Origin of the sequence: Thermogemmatispora carboxidivorans (genome assembly GCF_000702505.1) — a bacterium.
Lineage (GTDB): Bacteria > Chloroflexota > Ktedonobacteria > Ktedonobacterales > Ktedonobacteraceae > Thermogemmatispora > Thermogemmatispora carboxidivorans.
Window position 1 is genome coordinate 3,092,477 of record NZ_JNIM01000001.1, and the last position, 18,518, is coordinate 3,110,994.

15 protein-coding genes and 1 pseudogene are annotated in these 18,518 nt (G+C 60.4%); 3 read left to right on the top strand and 13 right to left on the bottom strand.

Going from position 1 to position 18,518, the window contains the following annotated elements; genetic code table 11:
• Window positions 1-103: 103 nt before the first annotated feature.
• From N688_RS12135 to N688_RS12160, 6 genes are all read right to left on the bottom strand, one after another.
• Window positions 104-1,078, bottom strand: a complete 975-nt coding sequence (locus N688_RS12135) for a HEAT repeat domain-containing protein (protein ID WP_052889528.1) — start codon at window positions 1,076-1,078, stop codon at window positions 104-106.
• 5 nt (window positions 1,079-1,083) lie between these two features.
• Window positions 1,084-2,184 carry a HEAT repeat domain-containing protein gene (locus tag N688_RS12140; RefSeq protein ID WP_052889529.1) on the bottom strand — a complete coding sequence of 367 codons (1,101 nt, stop codon included), beginning with the start codon at window positions 2,182-2,184 and terminating at the stop codon, window positions 1,084-1,086.
• Window positions 2,185-2,346: 162 nt separating this feature from the next.
• On the bottom strand, window positions 2,347-3,810 hold the full coding sequence (locus N688_RS12145; protein ID WP_052889530.1) for a hypothetical protein: 1,464 nt from the start codon (window positions 3,808-3,810) through the stop codon (window positions 2,347-2,349).
• 62 nt (window positions 3,811-3,872) lie between these two features.
• Window positions 3,873-4,187 (bottom strand): hypothetical protein, encoded by a 315-nt coding sequence (locus tag N688_RS12150; RefSeq protein WP_052889531.1) that lies wholly within the window; start codon window positions 4,185-4,187, stop codon window positions 3,873-3,875.
• 473 nt (window positions 4,188-4,660) lie between these two features.
• The gene (locus N688_RS12155) at window positions 4,661-5,029 is read right to left on the bottom strand and encodes a nitroreductase family deazaflavin-dependent oxidoreductase (RefSeq protein WP_052889532.1); all 369 of its coding nucleotides are present in this window, start codon (window positions 5,027-5,029) and stop codon (window positions 4,661-4,663) included.
• Window positions 5,030-5,112: 83 nt separating this feature from the next.
• Window positions 5,113-5,514 (bottom strand): (R)-mandelonitrile lyase, encoded by a 402-nt coding sequence (locus tag N688_RS12160; RefSeq protein WP_052889533.1) that lies wholly within the window; start codon window positions 5,512-5,514, stop codon window positions 5,113-5,115.
• Window positions 5,515-5,735: 221 nt separating this feature from the next.
• Between N688_RS12160 and N688_RS12165 the strand changes: the two genes are divergently transcribed.
• Window positions 5,736-6,701: an AraC family transcriptional regulator gene (locus tag N688_RS12165; RefSeq protein WP_052889534.1), complete on the top strand. Its 966-nt coding sequence runs from the start codon at window positions 5,736-5,738 to the stop codon at window positions 6,699-6,701.
• Between the two features lie 256 nt (window positions 6,702-6,957).
• Here the strand turns inward: N688_RS12165 and N688_RS12175 are convergent, their stop codons facing one another.
• The 3 genes from N688_RS12175 to N688_RS12185 all read right to left on the bottom strand — a co-directional run bounded on the left by N688_RS12175 (window position 6,958) and on the right by N688_RS12185 (window position 11,352).
• Window positions 6,958-8,868 carry an acetate--CoA ligase gene (locus N688_RS12175; RefSeq protein ID WP_052889536.1) on the bottom strand — a complete coding sequence of 637 codons (1,911 nt, stop codon included), beginning with the start codon at window positions 8,866-8,868 and terminating at the stop codon, window positions 6,958-6,960.
• Between the two features lie 323 nt (window positions 8,869-9,191).
• On the bottom strand, window positions 9,192-10,109 hold the full coding sequence (locus N688_RS12180) for a class I SAM-dependent methyltransferase (RefSeq protein ID WP_052889537.1): 918 nt from the start codon (window positions 10,107-10,109) through the stop codon (window positions 9,192-9,194).
• A 322-nt stretch (window positions 10,110-10,431) separates the two neighbouring features.
• The gene (locus tag N688_RS12185; RefSeq protein ID WP_052889538.1) at window positions 10,432-11,352 is read right to left on the bottom strand and encodes a class I SAM-dependent methyltransferase; all 921 of its coding nucleotides are present in this window, start codon (window positions 11,350-11,352) and stop codon (window positions 10,432-10,434) included.
• A gap of 285 nt (window positions 11,353-11,637) precedes the next feature.
• Here N688_RS12185 and N688_RS12190 point away from each other — a divergent pair, with 285 nt between their 5' ends.
• Window positions 11,638-12,942 (top strand): FAD-dependent oxidoreductase, encoded by a 1,305-nt coding sequence (locus N688_RS12190; RefSeq protein ID WP_052889539.1) that lies wholly within the window; start codon window positions 11,638-11,640, stop codon window positions 12,940-12,942.
• Window positions 12,943-12,997: 55 nt separating this feature from the next.
• Window positions 12,998-14,011 carry an RNA polymerase sigma-70 factor gene (locus tag N688_RS12195; RefSeq protein ID WP_202901909.1) on the top strand — a complete coding sequence of 338 codons (1,014 nt, stop codon included), beginning with the start codon at window positions 12,998-13,000 and terminating at the stop codon, window positions 14,009-14,011.
• A gap of 87 nt (window positions 14,012-14,098) precedes the next feature.
• Here N688_RS12195 and N688_RS12200 read toward each other — a convergent pair whose 3' ends face one another.
• The 4 genes and pseudogenes from N688_RS12200 to N688_RS12210 all read right to left on the bottom strand — a co-directional run bounded on the left by N688_RS12200 (window position 14,099) and on the right by N688_RS12210 (window position 18,307).
• Window positions 14,099-14,527, bottom strand: coding sequence for a DUF6585 family protein (locus N688_RS12200; RefSeq protein ID WP_052889540.1), 429 nt, complete (start codon window positions 14,525-14,527; stop codon window positions 14,099-14,101).
• A gap of 59 nt (window positions 14,528-14,586) precedes the next feature.
• Window positions 14,587-14,973, bottom strand: a pseudogene (locus N688_RS23990) (hypothetical protein); the annotation flags it as partial.
• A 224-nt stretch (window positions 14,974-15,197) separates the two neighbouring features.
• On the bottom strand, window positions 15,198-16,037 hold the full coding sequence (locus N688_RS12205) for a CPBP family glutamic-type intramembrane protease (RefSeq protein ID WP_052889541.1): 840 nt from the start codon (window positions 16,035-16,037) through the stop codon (window positions 15,198-15,200).
• Window positions 16,038-16,264: 227 nt separating this feature from the next.
• Window positions 16,265-18,307 (bottom strand): cellulose binding domain-containing protein, encoded by a 2,043-nt coding sequence (locus N688_RS12210; protein WP_052889542.1) that lies wholly within the window; start codon window positions 18,305-18,307, stop codon window positions 16,265-16,267.
• Window positions 18,308-18,518: the final 211 nt, after the last annotated feature.

Sequence of the window (18,518 nt, forward strand, 5' to 3'; positions counted from 1 at the left end):
AGCCGGGCCGCGGAGCGACCCGGCCTACCGCTTCCTTCCCCGCCTTGCCAGGGAAGGTGGAGGAGATGGGGGAGCAGCTTGCACCTCTCTTGATCAGCGGCCCCTACTGAAGCTGCTCCCTCTCTGGCCAGCTCACCACGGCTCTGCTCCGCTGCTGCCAGGACTTGAGCGCCGCCTGCGCCTGCCCTTCATCAAGGGCAAAGTGATCTTGTAGGAAGGTCAGGACCTCTCTGCCGAGGGTAGCTTCGGGTCGCAGCTGCATAGGGAGGTTGTCGCAGTCAAAGCGCTCGACGGCTCGGAGATATCCCAGTATCAGGTACAGCGACGTGAGCCATCTCAGGGAGCCGGGGAGCCTGATTCCGTGGAGCGCCCCCAGCGCTCCGCGCCTGCCCAGGGCATAACTCAGCGCTTTCAGGCAGCCTGTACGGGTTGGCGATGGGCGGCTGTGATCCTCCTCTTCCTTGCAACACCCCAGCAGCGCCTGTCGCAACCGCGATAGCAGGGAGGATGGCCCCCATTCCGCCAGTACCCACGGTACCAGCTGCTTGTAGAGATCGTACCAACCGCTGGCCTCGGGCACGACGCTGACTCGACCCTCGCTGTCAACAGCTATGGGCGCTGGCGTGAGCAGATAGCGCTCAATCACTGGGACCGCTCGCTCGTCTCGACGCAGCACCAGGCAGCAGGCCGCCGCACACCTCAGCAGCCAGTCCGGTTCTTCCAGCAGCGCCGCCAGCTCCTCATTGATCCCCTCAAAGGGACTGTGCCCCAGCGCAAACACCGCCGCCAGTCGGTCCCTCCCCTCTCCTTCGCGCAGCACCCGCCTCAGCGTCTCCTCATCCTCTCCCCCCCAGCGCTCGACAAAGGCCTCCGTCGCCTCCCACGCCACCCGGTACCAGGGGCGTTCCGCTTCCTCTGCGCCTGCTTGCTTACGAGGAGGGCCCTGCTCAGGATAGGTCAGGGACAGGAAGGCCCGTGCTAGATACGCTGGGTACTGGCACGGCAAATAGCCCGGCACTGTGAAAAACTCTTCTTCCCGAAAGATGAACCCTGCGGGAAATTCTTTCCACCAAAGCATCGCTCTCACCTTGCTTCTTCTGCCTGCCGCTCGTCCCCTGCTGACGGCTGGCTTCCCTGCTTCTGCTTCTCGATTTTCGCCCGCCACAGCTCAGCCGCCAGCCGCTCCGTCTCCTCATCTCCCTCAAACGGAAATCCCTCCTTCTCGGGATTCTCACGATACGCCCACCAATACGTGATCTTCTCTATATCCTCCAGGCACCGGTACGAGTCCAGCGCCTCCTCGATTTCCTCCCCCCCTAACCCAAACCTCTCCCACAGCACCTCCCTCAGCTCCTCTCTGACCTCCTTCTGCTTTAACAGAGCAAAAACATCGTTAGAGTTAAAGCGCTCTGGGATCTGTCGATACCCCAGAGCCAGCCAGCGCAGCATCTGCCTCCTCAGCGGCCCCGGCATCCTGACCCCATGCAGCGCACCCAGTACCCCCCGCCTGCCCAGCGCATAGCTCAGCGCCTCATAGACGTCCAGGCTCACAGGACCAGGCAACCCCTCGGCATTCTCCTCCTCCTTCCACAGCTGCAGCAGCGCCTGCCGCAACACCGGCCCCACCGACTCCGGCCCCCACTCTGCCAACACCCACGCCACCAAGCCCTTGTAGTACTCATACCAACAGTCCGCCTCCGGCACCGGACAAATCAGCCCCTTGCGGTTCACCATCGTCGGCTCCGGTGTGAGCAGATAGCGCTCAATCACTGGGATGGCCCGCTCGTCTCGACGCAGCGCCAGACAGCAGGCCGCCGCACAGCGCAGCAACCAGTCGGGATGCTCCAGCAACGGTGCCAGCGTCTCATTGACCCCCTCAAAGGGACTGTGCCCCAGCGCAAACGCCGCCGCCAGCCGGTCCCTCCCTTCTCCCTCTCTCAGCACCCGCCTCAGCGTCTCCTCATCTACTCCCCCCCAGCGCTCCACAAACGCCTCCGCCGCCTCCCACGCCACCCGGTACCAGTCATACACCTCCTCATCCTCCCTCGGCTCGTCATCGTACTGCACCGACAGAAAGGCCCGCGCGACATAGTAGGGATACTGCCGCGGCAAATAGCCCGGCTCCGTAAAAAAGCCCTCCTCCCCAAAGATGAGTCCCTGGGGAAATTCTTTCCACCAAAGCATCGCTCTCACCTTGCTTCTTCTAAAGCCAACTGCACACTTTCTAGCAGGAAGCCTTTTCCCGACCTGGGCCTCACTCATTGGCTCCGGTCCTGAGAGGCTGAGACCTCCCTTACCTGCCATGAGCCAGAGGGGTTACTACCACAGTATACCGCTCCCAGGCTCCTAGACAGCGACGAGCTGACTCTGAGACTGAGCCGAGGCTGAGCCAGAAATGGAGAGGCCATCGGTAGTGGCGCTATAGACTGGCTCCACTCCAGAGATCGAGCCAGCATCGGCACTGGTCTGCCAGACCGCCAGCCCTACGATCGCATTGCCTGGGGGCAGGCCCGTAGCGGCGTACAAGCTCATAATCCATTGACCAGAGAACAAACTGGCCTTACAGGCTGAGCATACCGCCGTTCTGCTAAAGATAAGTGCATTGATAGTTGCCTCCTGCAAGATCCCGGGAGGCTGGCGTGTAGCAATAATCCTTGCCGCCCACTCAATCAATTTGGCCTCGGCATGTTGTTCAGGAGGCGCGTACTTGAAACCGAGCGCGAAATTGACTCCATTGAAAACAGTGCGTCCCTGACGGTCAGCGATGAAGAGGATAATCATCGCTGCACTCGCCAGAGACGGATCTTTCCTCTGATCATAGCGCTCTTTACCATTAGCAACATCTTGCCTATAGCGGGCCACTGCCTGCGCGCGACGACGCCCGGTCTCCGTACTCAAAGATTGAGCAAGCTCCTCCTGTTCATCATCTGTCCAGAAGCGCGCCTGACCCCAGCTGCTGGCAATCTGAGCAGCAATGCTGGCAGCGTCCTCTCCTGTTGCCGGCATGGACCCGACGCCACTCTGAGTAGTTCCGGGAACAAGGCTCGGCCCTGCTGGCAGCGAGGGATTCCAACTCAGCTGAATTGGATGGGCCAGCAGTTCATGAGCGGTTCCCCAGGCGACAAAACAGGCCAGTATGCCAGCAAGTAACCAGCATTCTGTCGCACTCAGAGTGATGCTCAACAGACCTCCAGCCAGAGCCAGGGAGAGGCCACCATCAAAGGCAGCAGTAGCCAAAGCAATAGCCAGGACCGCACACACAATGATGAGTGCAATCAGCGCAGCATCAGCAGCGGCCTCATAGGCGTCCTGGTAATCGTGAAAGAATTTCTGATCGATAGCAAGAGAGGCTTCGAGCAGATCCAGATGGGCAGAAACCCCCGCTGTGAGATGAGCAAGATGCAGCTGAGCCTGCTCTGCCGCCAGACCCTGCCAGGGGGAGGCGTGAGTAAAGAGTGCTGCCGTCTCGGTCTGGAAGCGGGACAGCGTCGCCCGATGATGCGCCAGGAGTGCGCGTTTCTGCTGGTGGATCTGTCGAATCGTCTCGACATGGGGACTGAACGCCTGAGTCATGAGGTGCTGGACGTAGCCCACCGGCCCATAGCGCTGCATGCCGCTGGCCACTTGCTCCAGCGTAGTCCAGGCCTCGGCGCCCAGCTGCTCGATCAGCGAGAGGAGACGCGGCAAAACGACGGGGACATCCTCTCCCGCTTCAATCAGCAGCTGAATTATGCCTTCGGCAAACGGTGGTACATCGATGCCAATCGCAGCCAGGCCCTTGATGGCAGCATCGACAAGCGGGTCACTCATCGCGATGTCCTCTCTCCCTGGTATAGTGCAATGCACACAAAGAAGCGGCCATTGTCCTCTCGTTATGGCTCACCATCAGGCGATGGTTCAAAAGCCTGGCTGAGTACCGTATCGAGATCCTGCATCTGGGCACCGCTGCCCTGCAACAGATCCGCAAAGGCCGAGAGGGCTGCATACGCCCGCTCCAGATTCTGATGCCAGGTACCCATATGCTGACGAAATGGCTCGCTTACCTGAGCAGCAAGCTGCGAGGCTGGTTGGAGAATCTGCTGATGCAGCTGAACGAGGTGAGCCTGCCAGGCTTCGTGCAGGTTCGTCTGTTGTGTTCTGGCGGTCCTCTCCAACCTCTGAGGAGGATAGAGAATAGTATCTTCCATAGCGCTTTACTAAAATCTACAGTTCTAAAAATATCGACTTTATTGAGATAAATGGTAATGTATAAAATCGCCCCTGTCAATAGTACAGATGGCACAATCATTTCAGTAATCGAACAACATGGCCTTCGATCTGCTCCAACATGCTCACGACCATTCATGTTTTGACATAACAGGCCAGCAGCATGACAGAGCGCCTGCTTTTCGCGCTACCCCAGTGGCTACCAGACGCCTCGGCTGGTGGTGCACCTGGTGACAGGTTTGGCCCTGATGATGGCCCCAGGAGCCTGCTCGCCCGCCAATCACCCCGGCCACTGTCACCGTCTGAGAGCAAACGAGGCCAGCCGTCTGCTCTGGGTCCGGGACCCGACGGCTGGCCTCTGCTGACCGCGCATCTCTATCTACAGGATCAGGCGAACTGACTGTTGGTTTACTGGTCAAGGCAGGGCTCACTCGCTCTGGTAGTGCCAGAGCATTCAATGATGTGAGCTGTGCAATGGGACCTCGACGGCCACGTTGATAAGCGGATAGTAAGCCCGGATCTGCCTGGGGCCATACTTCTCGCGGAAGCGCTCGGTAATGGCGGCGACACGGCTTTGGTCATCAATCAGACGTACATTTGCCGTGAGAGCCTGCCGACCGGCACGCACCTGCAAAGTGGGAGCCTGGCGCAGGTTCTTGTACCAGCCGGTCTCGGTTCCGCGCACAGGCAGCAAATAGAGGACATCGTCCTCCAGGACAAACCAGACCGGATACGTGTAAGAGCGTCCACTGGTGCGCCCCTTGACTGTAATCTCAATCTCGCTGCGACCCTGCAAGGCCGCGCGAAGGTCTGTCTGGCTCATAGAAGGAATGACCTCCCTTCTTCTGACCAATCAGAGCAGCAGGCCACCTGTCTGCCAGGCGGTCGCCAGCCAGCGCAGGCCCGCTAGGACTGCTGCCCATACTGCTCATCGCTGACGTGCTCCATCCAGTCGGCGACCTTGCCATCAAGCTCTTCCTGAATGGCAATGTGCGTCATGGCCGTGGTCGGAGCCGCCCCATGCCAGTGCTTCTCACCGGGCGCGAACCAGACCACATCTCCCGGACGGATCTCTTCAATAGGGCCACCCCAGCGCTGGGCGCGCCCACAGCCGGCAGTGACGATCAGCGTCTGCCCGAGCGGATGGCTATGCCAGGCCGTACGGGCCCCCGGCTCAAAGGTGACGCTGGCCATGCGCACACGCGCCGGGCTGGGTGCCTCGAACAACGGATCAATGCGTACTGCCCCAGTAAAGGTGGCAGCCGGCCCCTTCTGCGAAGGCTGTGTGCCGTTCCTTCTGATCTCCATAACTGGTATTCCCCCCTCTCTTCTTCACTGGCCGCCTGCTCTCTGCACACCCCACCTCGCCTGACCAGCAGGCAGTGTGGCAGTGCAGTCAGTCTGGCGTTCTCTCGTCTAGTAGCATTATAGAGATCGCCGGGCAGAGGTGATAGAATAATCTTCGTCAGAAATTGGCTGATCCTGCACATGCCACAAGGCAACGCCATAGTGGAGGAGGTTCTTCTTCAATGACTCTACTCACCGTCATCGCCGAGCGCGAGCGCCAACAAGACGAGCGGCGACTCCAGCGTCTTCAAGCTAACCGCGAGGAGCTGGCCGAGCGCATTGCGCGGGCCATTCCTCGCGACGGGACCGTCGAGCCGCTTGAAGGCCTCGTTCTGGCACGCCTCTCCTCGCCGTCCATTCCCTTACCCAGCGTTGCCGAACCATCCTTCTGCGTGATCGCTCAGGGGCGCAAGGAGGTGCTCGTCGAGCGCAGTCGCTACGAGTATGATCCTTTTCATTATCTGCTGGCCACCGTTGAGCTGCCACGCTTCAGCCGCGTCATCGAAGCCAGCCCAGAGCAACCATATTTGAGTCTGACGCTGCGCCTTGCGCCTTCGCAGGTCACGGCGGTCCTGCTCTCCGCCGGCTACGTGCCAAAACGCAGCTCAGCGCATGCCTTGAATGTCAGTCCTCTGGACGAGCGGCTGCTCGATGCCGTGGTGCGCCTGGTTCGGCTCCTTGAGACGCCAGAGGAGGCCCCAGTCTTGATGCCGCTAGTAACCCAGGAGATCATCTATCGCTTGCTGGTCGGTGAGCAGGGAAGGCGCCTCTGCCATCTGGCTTTGCAGGGCGGCATGCCCTCGGAAATTGCCAGCGCTGTTGCGCACTTACGCCGACATTTCGCAGAGCCGCTGCGCGTCGAGAGCTTGGCCCGCGAGCTGGGCATGAGTGTCTCCAGTCTGCACCATCACTTTAAGGCTGTGACCGGCCTCAGCCCGCTGCAGTATTTGAAGCAGCTACGCCTGCAGGAGGCACGTCGCCTGATGCTCAACGAGGGATTGGACGCCACCAGCACCGCCTTCCGCGTCGGCTACCAGGATGTCTCGCACTTTAACCGCGACTACCGAAGTCTCTTCGGGCAGCCGCCCGCGCGCGATATCCAGCGGCTGCGCCAGGAGCTGGAGAGCCTGACTATCCAGACAGGCTGACGGCAGCCAACGGTCAACCAGCCAGAGACTCCCCAGAGGAGCAGGTCCAGGAAAGAGGTTGGCAGACAAGAGAGAGGCAATTGTATCCAGCTGCAAGAAGATGGCCGCTGCTGCCTGACCAGGAAAGCCCAACCGGCTCAGCTCCAGATGCCAGCCATATCCTGTGCGCTCCCCTGACTGTCTGCCTGCTCCTGCTGCTGCGACCAGAAGCAGCAGGCGGACAGCCAGGGGATGCCGAACGCCCTCAAGGCCAGACTTAGCGTGCGGAGATATCAGACTGCAGCCGCTGCCAGGCCAGACGCGCCTCCTCGACCGAAGCTTCATCCTCAATGGTCGAGACATCACCAGGGTCGCGCCCCAGAGTGACGGCCCGCAGCACCCGACGCATGATCTTGCCGCTGCGTGTCTTGGGCAACATATTGACAAAATTCAGCTCGCCGATCACGGCCACTGGACCAAGCTCCGTGCGTACCGTTTTGAGCAGCTCCTGCTTGAGTTCCTCGGATGGCTCATAGTCCTGTTTCAGGACGACAAAGGCCACAATGACTTCGCCGCGCAGCTCATCAGGGCGCCCGGTGACACCGGCCTCCGCTACAGCAGGATGCTTGAGGAAAGCGGTCTCGACCTCAATAGTGCCGATACGATGGCCGGCAATCTTGATGATCTCATCAGCACGCCCGGCGAACCAGACGTACCCATCTTCATCGACATGAGCAGAGTCGCCAGTATAGTAGACGCCAGGCAAGACCCCCCAGTAATCGCGTGCGTAGCGCTCCGGATCGCCCCAGAGCGTCGGGATCAAGCCCGGGAAGGGGCGCGTGATTACCATTACCCCCTTCTCGCCAGGACCAAGCGGAGTGCCGTCGAGTGGCGAGACGACGCGGGCCTCGATGCCGGGTAGAGGTATGGTGGCAGAACCAGGTTTGATAGGGAGCATGCCCAGACCATAGGGATTGCCAAAGATCGGGCCGCCGGTCTCTGTCTGCCACATATGATCGATGACGGGGATTCGATTGTGCAGGACGGTCTCTTGCAGCCAGGACCAGGCCGGAGCGTTGAGAACTTCACCGGCGCAAAAGACACGCTCCAGCGTGGAGAGGTCATAGCGTCGCGCCGGCTCCGCGCCATACTTCATCAGCAAACGCACAGCGGTGGGAGAGGTGAAGATGCCGCTGACGGCAAACTCTTCCACGGTCTGCCAGAGGACATCGGGCGCAGGATAGTCAAGCGCTCCCTCAAAGGCCAGGGTGGTGGCACCAGCGATGAGCGGGGCGTAGACAATGTAGCTGTGCCCGACAACCCAGCCAATGTCTGAGGTGGACCACCAGACATCGGTCGGCTTGAGGCCGAAGACCCACTGGCCCATGCTGTGAATGTGCACCTGGTAGCCACCATGCATGTGGACGGCAAGCTTGGGCTTGGCAGTCGTCCCCGAGGTCGCCAAAATATAGGCCGGTTCGTTAGCCTCAAGGGGAAGGTAGCTGCCACTCTGCCCGCTGGCATGCGCGAGGAATTCCTGCCAGGAGAGGTCACGCCCAGCCTGCATGGTGACCGGCTGGCTGCCACGCTGTAAGACCACAACACGCTCGACGCTGCCGTTGCCAGCGGCCAGGGCGACATCAACGATCTCTTTGAGGTTGGTCCCTTTGCCTTTGCGATAGGTGATATCAGCGGTGAAGACCAGGCGCGAGCCGCTGGCTTCGATGCGATCGCGCAGAGCCTGAGCGCCGAAGCCGGCGAAGACGACGAGGTGAATGGCGCCAATACGGACCGCGGCGAGCATGAGCATGATGGCCTCGGGGAAGGTCGGCATATAGATAGTAATGCGGTCTCCCCGCTGGATGCCCAGACCGCGCAGGGCAGCCGCCAGGCGCTCAACCTCGTGCAGGAGCTGAGCATAGGTATAGAGGCGGCGCTCGCCGCGCTCGTTCAAATAAATGAGGGCAGTGTGACCGCCCCAGCCACGCTTGACATGATGATCCAGGGCACTGTAGGAGAGATTCGTTTCCCCGCCAATGAACCAGCGGAAGGTCGGTGGGGTCCACTCAAAGGCGCGGTCCCAGTGCCGGAACCAGGGGAGCTGCTCCGCTGCCTTGCTCCAGAAGGCCTCTGGCTTCTCGCGTGCCTCCTCCAGCCAGCGCTCGACAACAGGAGTGATCAGCTTCATAGACTGGCCGCCTTTCTCTTCTTCGAGGACGAACATCCGTGGCAGACGTGGCCCGGTCGATCAATAGTCCGGTGGCCCGCAAGCCTCTCTGATTTGCATTGTAACCCATGAGCCTGGGATCTGCAAAGAGACGAGAAGCGCTTTGCTTCGTTCATGACTGGCATGAGTATGCCAGGAGAGAGAGGGCAAAGCAAGGTCGCCTGCTTTCTCTTCGGCAGCTGTCGCTTTGCGCCGGCCCTGCTGCAGAGAGTGCCCGCTGGTCAGGCAGACCCGTAGGCGCTCTCACTTTGCCCTGCCCGCTACCAGCCGAAAAAGGGCAGCCGTTAGCCCTCTGCTTCCGCGCGAGGCTGAGCCTGCTCTCCTCTGGTCCCTGGCTCGCCCTCATCTGCAGCCAGCGGTTTGCGCCCCCAGACCGTCACCAGCGGCCAGAGTGCGCAGAAATCGTCTTGCTGCATCTCAGCTACGGCCTGCTGATACAGGCGCTCCAGCTCAGCCTTCGTCGCAACCCCTACCTTCATGAGGAAAGGCTGGATCAACTCAAACCCAAGCAGGTAGTCTTTAAAAACAGCATAGTGGGCCTCTGTACCTACTGACCACTCGATGATACTCGATCGCACCTGTACCTCTTCAAAGCCCGCCTGTCTTACCAGGCGCGGCAAGACGGGAGTGATCCCCATACGGCGCCCGTTCGGCGAGAAGCTCTGGCCCGCACGCTTGAAGGCCTCATAGATCAGCCCCCAATACTGCTCGGTAGCAAGGCTACTACACCACGGGCCTTCGGTTTCCGTCAGGCGGACGATGCCGCCCGGCTTGAGCAGCCGGTAGCACTCCGCCAGCAGCTTCGGCCAGGCCCCCGGCAGCATGAAGGCACACATCAATCGAGCATTGATTAGATCAAAGGAGCCGTCTTCGAAGGCCAGCGGCTCCATCACATTCATCACCTCAAAGTGCGCATTCTCCAGCCCTCTCGACCAGGCCTGCGCCCGCGCATACTCGATCACCTGCCGACTGATATCCACCCCGATCACTTCTCCCTTCGGATACTGAAAGGCCAGCTCTAAGGCCCATCCTCCCGGCCCACACGCCAGATCCAGCACCCGCCCTCGCTCCGGCAGCCTGATCCCTGCCTCGGGCAACAGTCCCCCCATTCCTTCCGTCAGCAGTCGATCCTGCTGCATCAGCCGCGCCAGCTCTCCTGCATTCTCCGGGTCAATCGGATAGGTATTTTCCGGTTCGGCCATTAACCATGCTCCTTGCTCAACCTCATGTTCACCTGGCGTCCAGATCAGCGTGATCACCACTGCCTCTGGCGCTTCTTCCTCAAGTGTACCAGGAGTCGACCGCGCAGCGGAAGGGATACAGTAACAATACTGCCGATCCAGTAAGCATCAGCAGGTAGAGCTACCCAGCAGGTGCCCCTCACTACAGAATCCGGCACTACCCCTTGTCACCTGTCCATCCTCATTGTGCGCCGCTTTCATGGCAAGCAGCCCCTCCCCGGAGCAGGGATCTTCCCGGCCTCATGTCAAGCCGAGGCCAGGAAGATCGAGACAGTGCGCTCACTCAGCCGTCCGTCTTGCCGAGGTCTGACCCGGCCAGAGCCTGCTCCGGCGCCGCTTCCGCTTCACGACTGGTCGGAGGCTTATAGCCCCAGACCGTCAACAAATGCCAGAGCGCGCAAAAATCCTCTTGTTGCATCTCAGCTACGGCCTGCTGATACAGATGCTCCAGCTCCTCCCTGGTCGCCATCCCCACCTTTACCAGGAAAGGCTGAACCAGCTCCAGGCCGAGAAGATAATCCTTAAAGACAGGATAGTGGGCCTCCGTTCCCATCGACCACTCGATGGCCGTGGCACGCAGCTGCACCTGCTCAAAGCCCGCCTTCCTCACCAGGCGCGGCAAGACGGGAGTGATCCCTATATGGCGCCCATCCGCCGAGAGACTTTGACCAGCTCGCTTCAGCGCTTGTGCCACCAGAGAAGCAAAGCGCTCATAGGCTGGACTGGTCGTCAGGGGTGCCTCGGTTTCCGTCAGACGGACGATGCCGCCCGGCTTGAGCAGCCGGTAGCACTCCGCCAGCAGCTTCGGCCAGGCCCCCGGCAACATGAAACCAGCGAGCAAGCGTCCGTTGATCAGATCGAAGGAGCCGTCTTCGAAGGCCAGCGGCTCCATCACATTCATCACCTCAAAGCGCGCATTCTCCAGCCCTCTCGACCAGGCCTGCGCCCGCGCATACTCGATCACCTGCCGACTGATATCCACCCCGATCACTTCTCCCTTCGGATACTGAAAGGCCAGCTCTAAGGCCCATCCTCCCGGCCCACACGCCAGATCCAGCACCCGCCCTCGCTCCGGCAGCCTGATCCCTGCCTCGGGCAACAGTCCCCCCATTCCTTCCGTCAGCAGTCGATCCTGCTGCATCAGCCGCGCCAGCTCTCCTGCATTCTCCGGGTCAATCGGATAGGTATTTTCCGGTTCGGCCATTGACTGTGCTCCTTGCTTCTCCCTGGTTTCACCTGGCATTCAGGGAAGCACTATTGGGACAGTCCCGAGTGCTTCTTTCTCAAGTGTACCAGCAGCAGGCCATGCAATGGAAGAGAGAGAGTCACAATGCGCACGATCCGGCGCCGCAGCTCAACGTCGGCCCGGCCAGAGACAAGACCCATCGAGCAGCGCAAAATCTCCGGCTCACGCTGTCACAAATCGGGGGTAGCTCCCGTCTGCTTTGTGTCATCAGCAAAGATCACCCCTATTCGGGAGGAAAATAAGATGCAGACAGATATTGCAATCGTCGGCGGTGGCCTGACGGGACTGGCAGCCGCCACTTACCTGGCGCGGGCCGGCCTGCAGGTCACCGTCTTTGAAAAAGCAGCCAGCCTCGGAGGGCGAGCCGCCACCCAGGTTCATCAAGGCTACAGCCTGAACCGTGGAGGCCACGCCCTCTATAGCGGAGGCGCGGCGACCCGCGTCCTGCGCGAGCTGGGCATCAGCTTCCACGCCGGCTCACCGCACGGCGTTCAGGCCCTCTTCCAGGAGCACTTTTTCGCCTACCCAGGAGACGCCGCCAGCTTCCTGAGCACGACCTTGCTCAACGGAGCCGAGAAAGTGGAGCTACTGAGACTCCTGACCAGACTGGCGATCCTTAAACCACGCCGTCTGGCCTCTGTCAGCGTGCAGTCCTGGGTCGACCAACATGTCAGACACGAGCGAGTGCATCGGCTGCTGCTGGCTAGCGCCCGCACCCTGACCTACAGCGGCAACCTGGAACTGATCAGTATGGAGCCTTTTGTTACGCAGTTGCAGCTTTCATTGAAACGACCCGTGCTCTACATCGATGGAGGCTGGCAGGCCCTGATCGCAGGGCTGCGCCGCGCCGCCGAGGAGGCCGGGGCTCATCTCCAGCCAGGGACGCGCGTCGCAGCTGTCCTCCAGGATAACGGGCGTGTTCGGGGGCTCGAGCTGGGCAACGGGCACCTGTACGAGGCGCAGGCCGTGCTCCTGGCAACGGAGCCAGCCGACGTCGCGCGCCTGGTAGCTGATCCCCTGTTAAAACAGCGTCTGGCAGCACTGACGCCGCTGCCTGTGGCCTGTCTCGACGTCGCTCTGCAGCGCCTGCCACATCCCGAGCGGCCAGTTTCCCTGGACCTTGACCAGCCGCGCTTCTACTCGACCCAATCGCTCTTTGCTCGTGTTGCGCCCGCCGGCGGGGCGGTACTGCACGCTGTCCGCTACCTTGACCCGACAGACCCTGGCGAAGCCCGAGAGCACGAGCGGGAGCTAGAGGAGCTGCTCGATCTGGCGCAACCGGGCTGGCGCGATCTGGTGGTCAAGCGCTTCTTCCTGCCCCATCTGCCGGTCATGGGAGCCGTGCCGAGTGCCAGCCGTAACGGCTTTGCAGGGCGCCCAGAGCCACAGGTAGAGCACATCAGCGGCCTCTACCTGGCAGGAGACTGGGTCGGCCATGAGGGCTATCTCGCCGACGCTTGCTTTGCCAGCGCCCGCCAGGCGGCGCAGCTGCTGCTCGCCGATCTGGCCAGGCGAGGAGCACCCCGTCACGCCAGGGTAGCAGCATAGTATAATGGAGGTCTAGTATGGTATGCTCTGTCATGTGCCGCCGCAAGGAAGACACATGACAGAGCATGAGCGCGTCCGGTCCGGCAGGGAAGCAGCCGCTGAGGGCTTCCAGCTCGGTCGGGCACGCAGATCAAGTCGCAAGCAGATGACACATACAAGCGAAGAGACAACCCGCATCTTTGAAGAGTACCGCTTCCTGCTCTTCTCCATCGCCTACCGCATGCTAGGCGAGGCCAGCGCAGCCGAGGATATGGTACAGGAAGCCTTTCTACGCTGGCTGCAGGCCGACGAGCAGGCAGTGCAGTCGCCGCGTGCCTACCTGACCACAATCATTGTGCGGCTGTGCATCGATCAGCTGCGCTCCGCCCGAGCGCAGCGCGAGGTCTATGTCGGCCCATGGCTGCCCGAGCCCCTGGCCACAGGTGAGCATCCTGAGCTGGTGGCCACAGCAGAGCTGGCGGAATCGCTCTCCTTCGCCTACCTCCTCATGCTAGAGAAGCTCAGTCCCCGCGAACGGGCAGTCCTCTTGCTGCGCGAGGTCTTTGACTATCAATACCCCGAGATCGCAACCATCCTCGGGACGAATCCGGCAACCTGTCGACAGCTCCTCCACCGTGCCCACCAGCGCCTGGGTCAGCATGAGCGACGTTTCAGCGTCCCACGCGCCCAACAGGAGCAGCTCACGGCCCGTTTCCTCCAAGCGACCGCCGAGGGGGATGTCGAGGGATTGCTTGGCTTATTGACCGACGAGACCATCTTTATCGCCGACGGCGGCGGCAAGGTCAAGGCCGCCCTGAAGCCAATTCAGGGAGCGAAGCGCGTGGCACGCGGCATGCTCGGCGCGCTGCGCAAATGGTTCCCGACCGATCTGCAGCCGCAGCTCGCCGAGGTCAACGGCCAACCGGCCATCATCGGTCTGGCGCAGGGGAAGGCGGTCGGACTGGTCATCCTGGAGCTGGAGCCACAAGGGGAGCGCATCAGCCGTGTCTACGGCGTGGTCAATCCCGAGAAATTGGGCTGGCTGACGGAAAGAGAGATTCGCACGCTTGCTATCAGCGATCGGCCCTGACCTCGGACCAGCCAGACCAGAGCGCGGGCAATGTGGCCATTCCTGAGAACGGGAAACTCGATTGGCCCGAAAGACCTCTCCTTTCGCTCAACTCTCCAGCTCAGTGATGCCCTGATAGTGCTGGACTATGTAATCTTTGAGGCCCTGGAACAGGCTGATATTGGCCATAGTGACTAGATCCCAATAGACCTTCTTCTTGTCTATCTTTTCTATGATCAGCGAGGTATCCCGAAGCGTGAAGGCGCGAATCTCGAACCAAAAGAGTCGTTTGTCTTTCCAGCTCACTTCTTCCCGGTTGAGACGCAAATCGCCAAAGGTCACTGTGTCGCCCTGTTCGAAGGCCGCAATGACCTGGGGGAGAAGATGGTTTCTAATCTGCTCGTCCAGGAGATCGAGTAGCTCCTCCATTCTGACAAAATACAGATCAAAAATGATCTTTTTACCATCTTGAAACTCCAGTCTGTATAAACGCTTTGTTTCCATATAATCGACAAGACTATCACCAACAGCCACCATATATATCTTTTTTTTCTTACTTCTCGCCAGAGAGCCGTAATCTGTTCCCAACGCCAGGCAGTCGTACTTCGGCCCCTTTTGTAGACCAATCCTCTATCGTAGACATAGAAGCCCCATGAAGAGCGGACCTCATACGCAAGCAAGACCAGAGGGGAGAGCAGAAAGAACGGTATCAGCAGCGCACCTGCTCCGAAGAGCACGACGACAAAGTACTCGCGAAGCAATTCAGGTATATCATTGTGATGCATAAATAATGCGATAACTAGATACGATAAAAGTATAGATATCAGCAATTTCGCCATACTCGGGATATCTCCAAATCCAGAGAGGATCGAGGGGCGATAGTGCTTCTTGGGCAGGCCCAAATCGGCGCTCTGGGCTACCTGCTTCACCTCAGCTGGAACCGCGAGGAGTGACCGCCTCTGCTTCTGGGATGATGGCAACACCGAGGATCACCTGACCTTCTCTCTCTCGAAGGCAGCAGGTTGGCTCTCTGCTGCTGCAAACGACGCTCGCGCGCACTACGGGGGATATCCGCCTCTCCTCTTGAGAGAACGAAGGAGCAGCAATTTTTTCCGCCTGCTTCGTGCGATAACAACTGACTTCCTTATGGCCAGGCACTGTGTGCAGTGCAGAGAACAGCTGTGACTTGTGACTGAGACTACAAGGGTTAGGACAACGCGCGATCGACCGGTGGCTCCCCTGCCTGCGCCGAGCGCAGCCCCTTTGCGATGGAATCCCCAAGGATATGGAAGACGAGATCGGCGCAAAAGTGGCCCAGCATGGCCGCCTCCAGACCATAGCGCCAGAAGAGGTAGCCGAAGGCAACCCCAGCAACGCCGTTCAGGAGAAGAGCGCGCCCGATCAAGAGGGGGGTCAGCCTGGTCAGCGCTGCTGTGGTTGGCAGATGGCCTAGACCAAAAAGCAGAGCCGCCACGACCGCGGCCAGCCAGAAGACGCCGGGCGCGGGCTGGCCTCCTGGCAGGTGCCAGACGAAGCCGAGCAGCCAGGCGAATAAGGAGAGCAGGAGGAGGCGACAGAGCAGCTCTTCAGCAATGCCACCGTAAAAGCAGGCCAGGAAACGCTTCCAGAGAGCAGGGATCGGCAAGGCCGTGCGCATGGCCTCCGGTAGCCGAGGCCAGAACACCACGATCTCCAGGACAAGCAGCAGCGCGGCGGGTCCCAGACCCAACAGCAGGGCCGGCCCAATGAGCGCCTGAGCCTGGGCTGTCACCGCTTTCCCTGCTAGCAGTCCCTCGAGCAAGGGGGCGCCCAGGCCAATCTGATGAGCAATGGGCAGGCCCAGGCCCACCGCCACCACCAGCAGCGCAACACTCTGCAGCGATTGCAGCAACAGCAGCACCCACAACGGGCGCCCCAGGCGCTCCTGTGCCTGCTTGAAAACCTTGCCGTTCAGCTCAAGCAGATAAGGAGTTACACAGACAACGCTCACCAGTGCCGCACAGCTCAGAACCAGAAACTCAAGCCAGGGAAAAGAGAAGTGCAACATAGGATCATCTCGTCTACGGGCTTACAGCAGGTATACTCATTATAGCATATAGCAATACAACTGGCTAGAGCGGAAGCATCCGCCCGGAGTGTGGGACACACTGAGACCAGCCAGTCAAGACACACAGGCTGTCCCAGAGGGCAGCAGCATCACTACCGCTGCCGGCTCCGGGACAGCCCAACGAGAGCGGCTCAGGTAGAGGCAGATAGAGGCTTCGCGCCTGGATGCTAGACGACGCTGCAGGTTCGCCCGTTCAACGTGAAGGCAGACGGACTGGCATTACTGCCGTTCCAGGTTCCATTGAAGCCGGGCGAGGAGCCGAGCGTGGTCCCTGGAGGAATAGCAGCGTTATACGCCAGATTGGTAATAGTGACTGTGCTCCCTGATTGGGTATAGGAGCCGTTCCAGAGCTGAGTAATCGTCTGACCGCTTGGGAAAGCGAACTGAAGCGTCCAGCCGTTGATGGCCGTACTGCCCGTATTGGTAATCGTCAGGCTGGCTGTAAAGCCGCCCGGCCACTGGCTGGTGACCGCATAATGGACAGAGCAGCTCAGGCCCGCCGCGGCTGTCGGCGTAGGCGTTGGCGTGGCTGGCGTCGCAGTTGCTGTCGGCGTCGGGGTCACCGTTGGCGTCACAGTCGGTCTCGGCGTCGGGCTTGGCGTAGCGGTCGCTGTTGGCGCGGGCGTCGGCGTGGTCGCGCTGCCCGGTGCGAAGACAACCGTCGTCAACGTATAGGGAGCGATCGATATAGTGGGCAAAGGCGAACCCGAGGCGGTCGTCGAGCCAATGGAGCTGCTCGTAGGACCATAGGAGTAGACGCGCGCGCTGCTGGCGGCGTTGTAGCCAGTGAGCGAGAACGTTACTGTGTAGCTATTGCTCGGGTCCTTGTTAATCAGCAGCACCGCCAGGTTGCCATTGGCCTGACGCACCGCATGCACGGCCAACAGTGTCTGATTAGAAGAAGAGGAGACCATCGTATCGCCGGCGTTGCCCAGGTAGGTGAGCATCTGCAGGCCATAGTAGGCGGGGAAAGGCGTATCGGCAGCCGGCTCACACGGTCCCCCGCTGATACAGGCCCCATTAGCCAGGACCCCATAGTCGCCGTACTGAGCCGAGCCGTAGAGCGACGAGCTTGTATTGCCGGCCACAGGGCCATTATGCAGCGTCCACCAATCGACGTTGGTCACCCCATTCTCCAGCCAGGTCATGTAATCATCGTCCTCATAGAGGGCGTTGACAATGCTGACGGTCTGCTTACCGGGATTAGAAGAGACCGAATTAGTCTCGGTCAGCAGAATCTGAACGGCGCTGGCATGGGAGCCACAATACTGCGACAGCTCCGAGCGCAGCGTCGAGACCATGCTCGGGATCTGACTGGTCGAGGCCAGCAGGCCCGAATCCGACTCATTGCCTGGATTCTGCGGGTACCAGTGAATGATAACGAAATCGATAGCCGGGCAGGCCGTTGACAGAACGGTCTGGTTCCAGGGCTGAGGCGAAGCGGAATTAGTAACGCCATCAGGCCAATTGCCTGGCGTCGTCAGCACAGCGCCGACCTTGATCGTTGGGTCGACGGCCTTCATAGCCTGGCTGTAGGTGACGACATTACTGGCATAGGCAGCCGAGGTATGGGGATTATTGTTGTACTCCCAGCTGGCCCCATAGGTGCCATCGCCATAGATCTCGTTGCCGATTTCCCAGTACTTGATACCATAGGTATGGCCAGTACTGCTGGCCCCCGCATAGGTCGGCACGGGACCACTGTAGCCCGGCCCTCCCTTATTGGCATACTGAACCCAGCCGGCGGCCTCTGCGGGCGTACCGGCGCCATAATCGACGGTGATGATCGGCTGCGCCCCAACGGCCTGCACCAGGCTCATAAAGGCGTCAAAGGTATTGTTGGGGTCGAGCCAGCCCTGGCCGGAGACCAGAGAATGCGTCTGCCAATGGTAGACATCGGAGGTTGAGCCGCCCGGAAAGCGCAGCATACCGATGGCAGCGTTCTTGATATCGGTGCTGGCCGCGCTATCTCGCAGATTGCTATCCCAGACAGCCGTGTTCAAGCCCCGACTGAGTGCGGTCAATGTTCCCAGCGACTGGTTGGCATTGACCGTGACTTGAGCGCTGCCGGCAGCCGCTACATGGCTTGCGCCCAGTGGATTGAGCAGCACCAGCGTCGAAATGAGCAGGCAGAGCAGCAGAGCGGCGACGGCTGCTGTCTGCCACCAGTGAGGCCGGGACATGCGCAGACGTGCAAGCATGGCGGACATTCCCCTTGTAGCTCCTCCCTTGCCTTGAGAAGCGCCTGTCCCTTGCAGCGGCAGGCGCTTCTGCCTTACATTCATCTTTTCCACGGCCTCACCATAGTTCAGGTCTGCTGGGCAGATCAACGACAGATGATGAGCAACTGGACAGCAGCCTGCCAGAGCACTCTCACTGCCCTGATGGGCCAGCAGCATGCTGCTGGCTTGGGGCCTCTCC

Coding starts and splice junctions, on each gene's coding strand:
- N688_RS12155 (WP_052889532.1), bottom strand. CDS start 5,029: ATGAGCCAGACAGACCTTCGCGCGGCCTTGCAGGGTCGCAGCGAGATT.
- N688_RS12140 (WP_052889529.1), bottom strand. CDS start 2,184: ATGCTTTGGTGGAAAGAATTTCCCCAGGGACTCATCTTTGGGGAGGAG.
- N688_RS12195 (WP_202901909.1), top strand. CDS start 12,998: ATGACAGAGCATGAGCGCGTCCGGTCCGGCAGGGAAGCAGCCGCTGAG.
- N688_RS12185 (WP_052889538.1), bottom strand. CDS start 11,352: ATGGCCGAACCGGAAAATACCTATCCGATTGACCCGGAGAATGCAGGA.
- N688_RS12190 (WP_052889539.1), top strand. CDS start 11,638: ATGCAGACAGATATTGCAATCGTCGGCGGTGGCCTGACGGGACTGGCA.
- N688_RS12145 (WP_052889530.1), bottom strand. CDS start 3,810: ATGAGTGACCCGCTTGTCGATGCTGCCATCAAGGGCCTGGCTGCGATT.
- N688_RS12135 (WP_052889528.1), bottom strand. CDS start 1,078: ATGCTTTGGTGGAAAGAATTTCCCGCAGGGTTCATCTTTCGGGAAGAA.
- N688_RS12165 (WP_052889534.1), top strand. CDS start 5,736: ATGACTCTACTCACCGTCATCGCCGAGCGCGAGCGCCAACAAGACGAG.
- N688_RS12150 (WP_052889531.1), bottom strand. CDS start 4,187: ATGGAAGATACTATTCTCTATCCTCCTCAGAGGTTGGAGAGGACCGCC.
- N688_RS12205 (WP_052889541.1), bottom strand. CDS start 16,037: ATGTTGCACTTCTCTTTTCCCTGGCTTGAGTTTCTGGTTCTGAGCTGT.
- N688_RS12175 (WP_052889536.1), bottom strand. CDS start 8,868: ATGAAGCTGATCACTCCTGTTGTCGAGCGCTGGCTGGAGGAGGCACGC.
- N688_RS12210 (WP_052889542.1), bottom strand. CDS start 18,307: ATGTCCGCCATGCTTGCACGTCTGCGCATGTCCCGGCCTCACTGGTGG.
- N688_RS12160 (WP_052889533.1), bottom strand. CDS start 5,514: ATGGAGATCAGAAGGAACGGCACACAGCCTTCGCAGAAGGGGCCGGCT.
- N688_RS12200 (WP_052889540.1), bottom strand. CDS start 14,527: ATGGTGGCTGTTGGTGATAGTCTTGTCGATTATATGGAAACAAAGCGT.
- N688_RS12180 (WP_052889537.1), bottom strand. CDS start 10,109: ATGGCCGAACCGGAAAATACCTATCCGATTGACCCGGAGAATGCAGGA.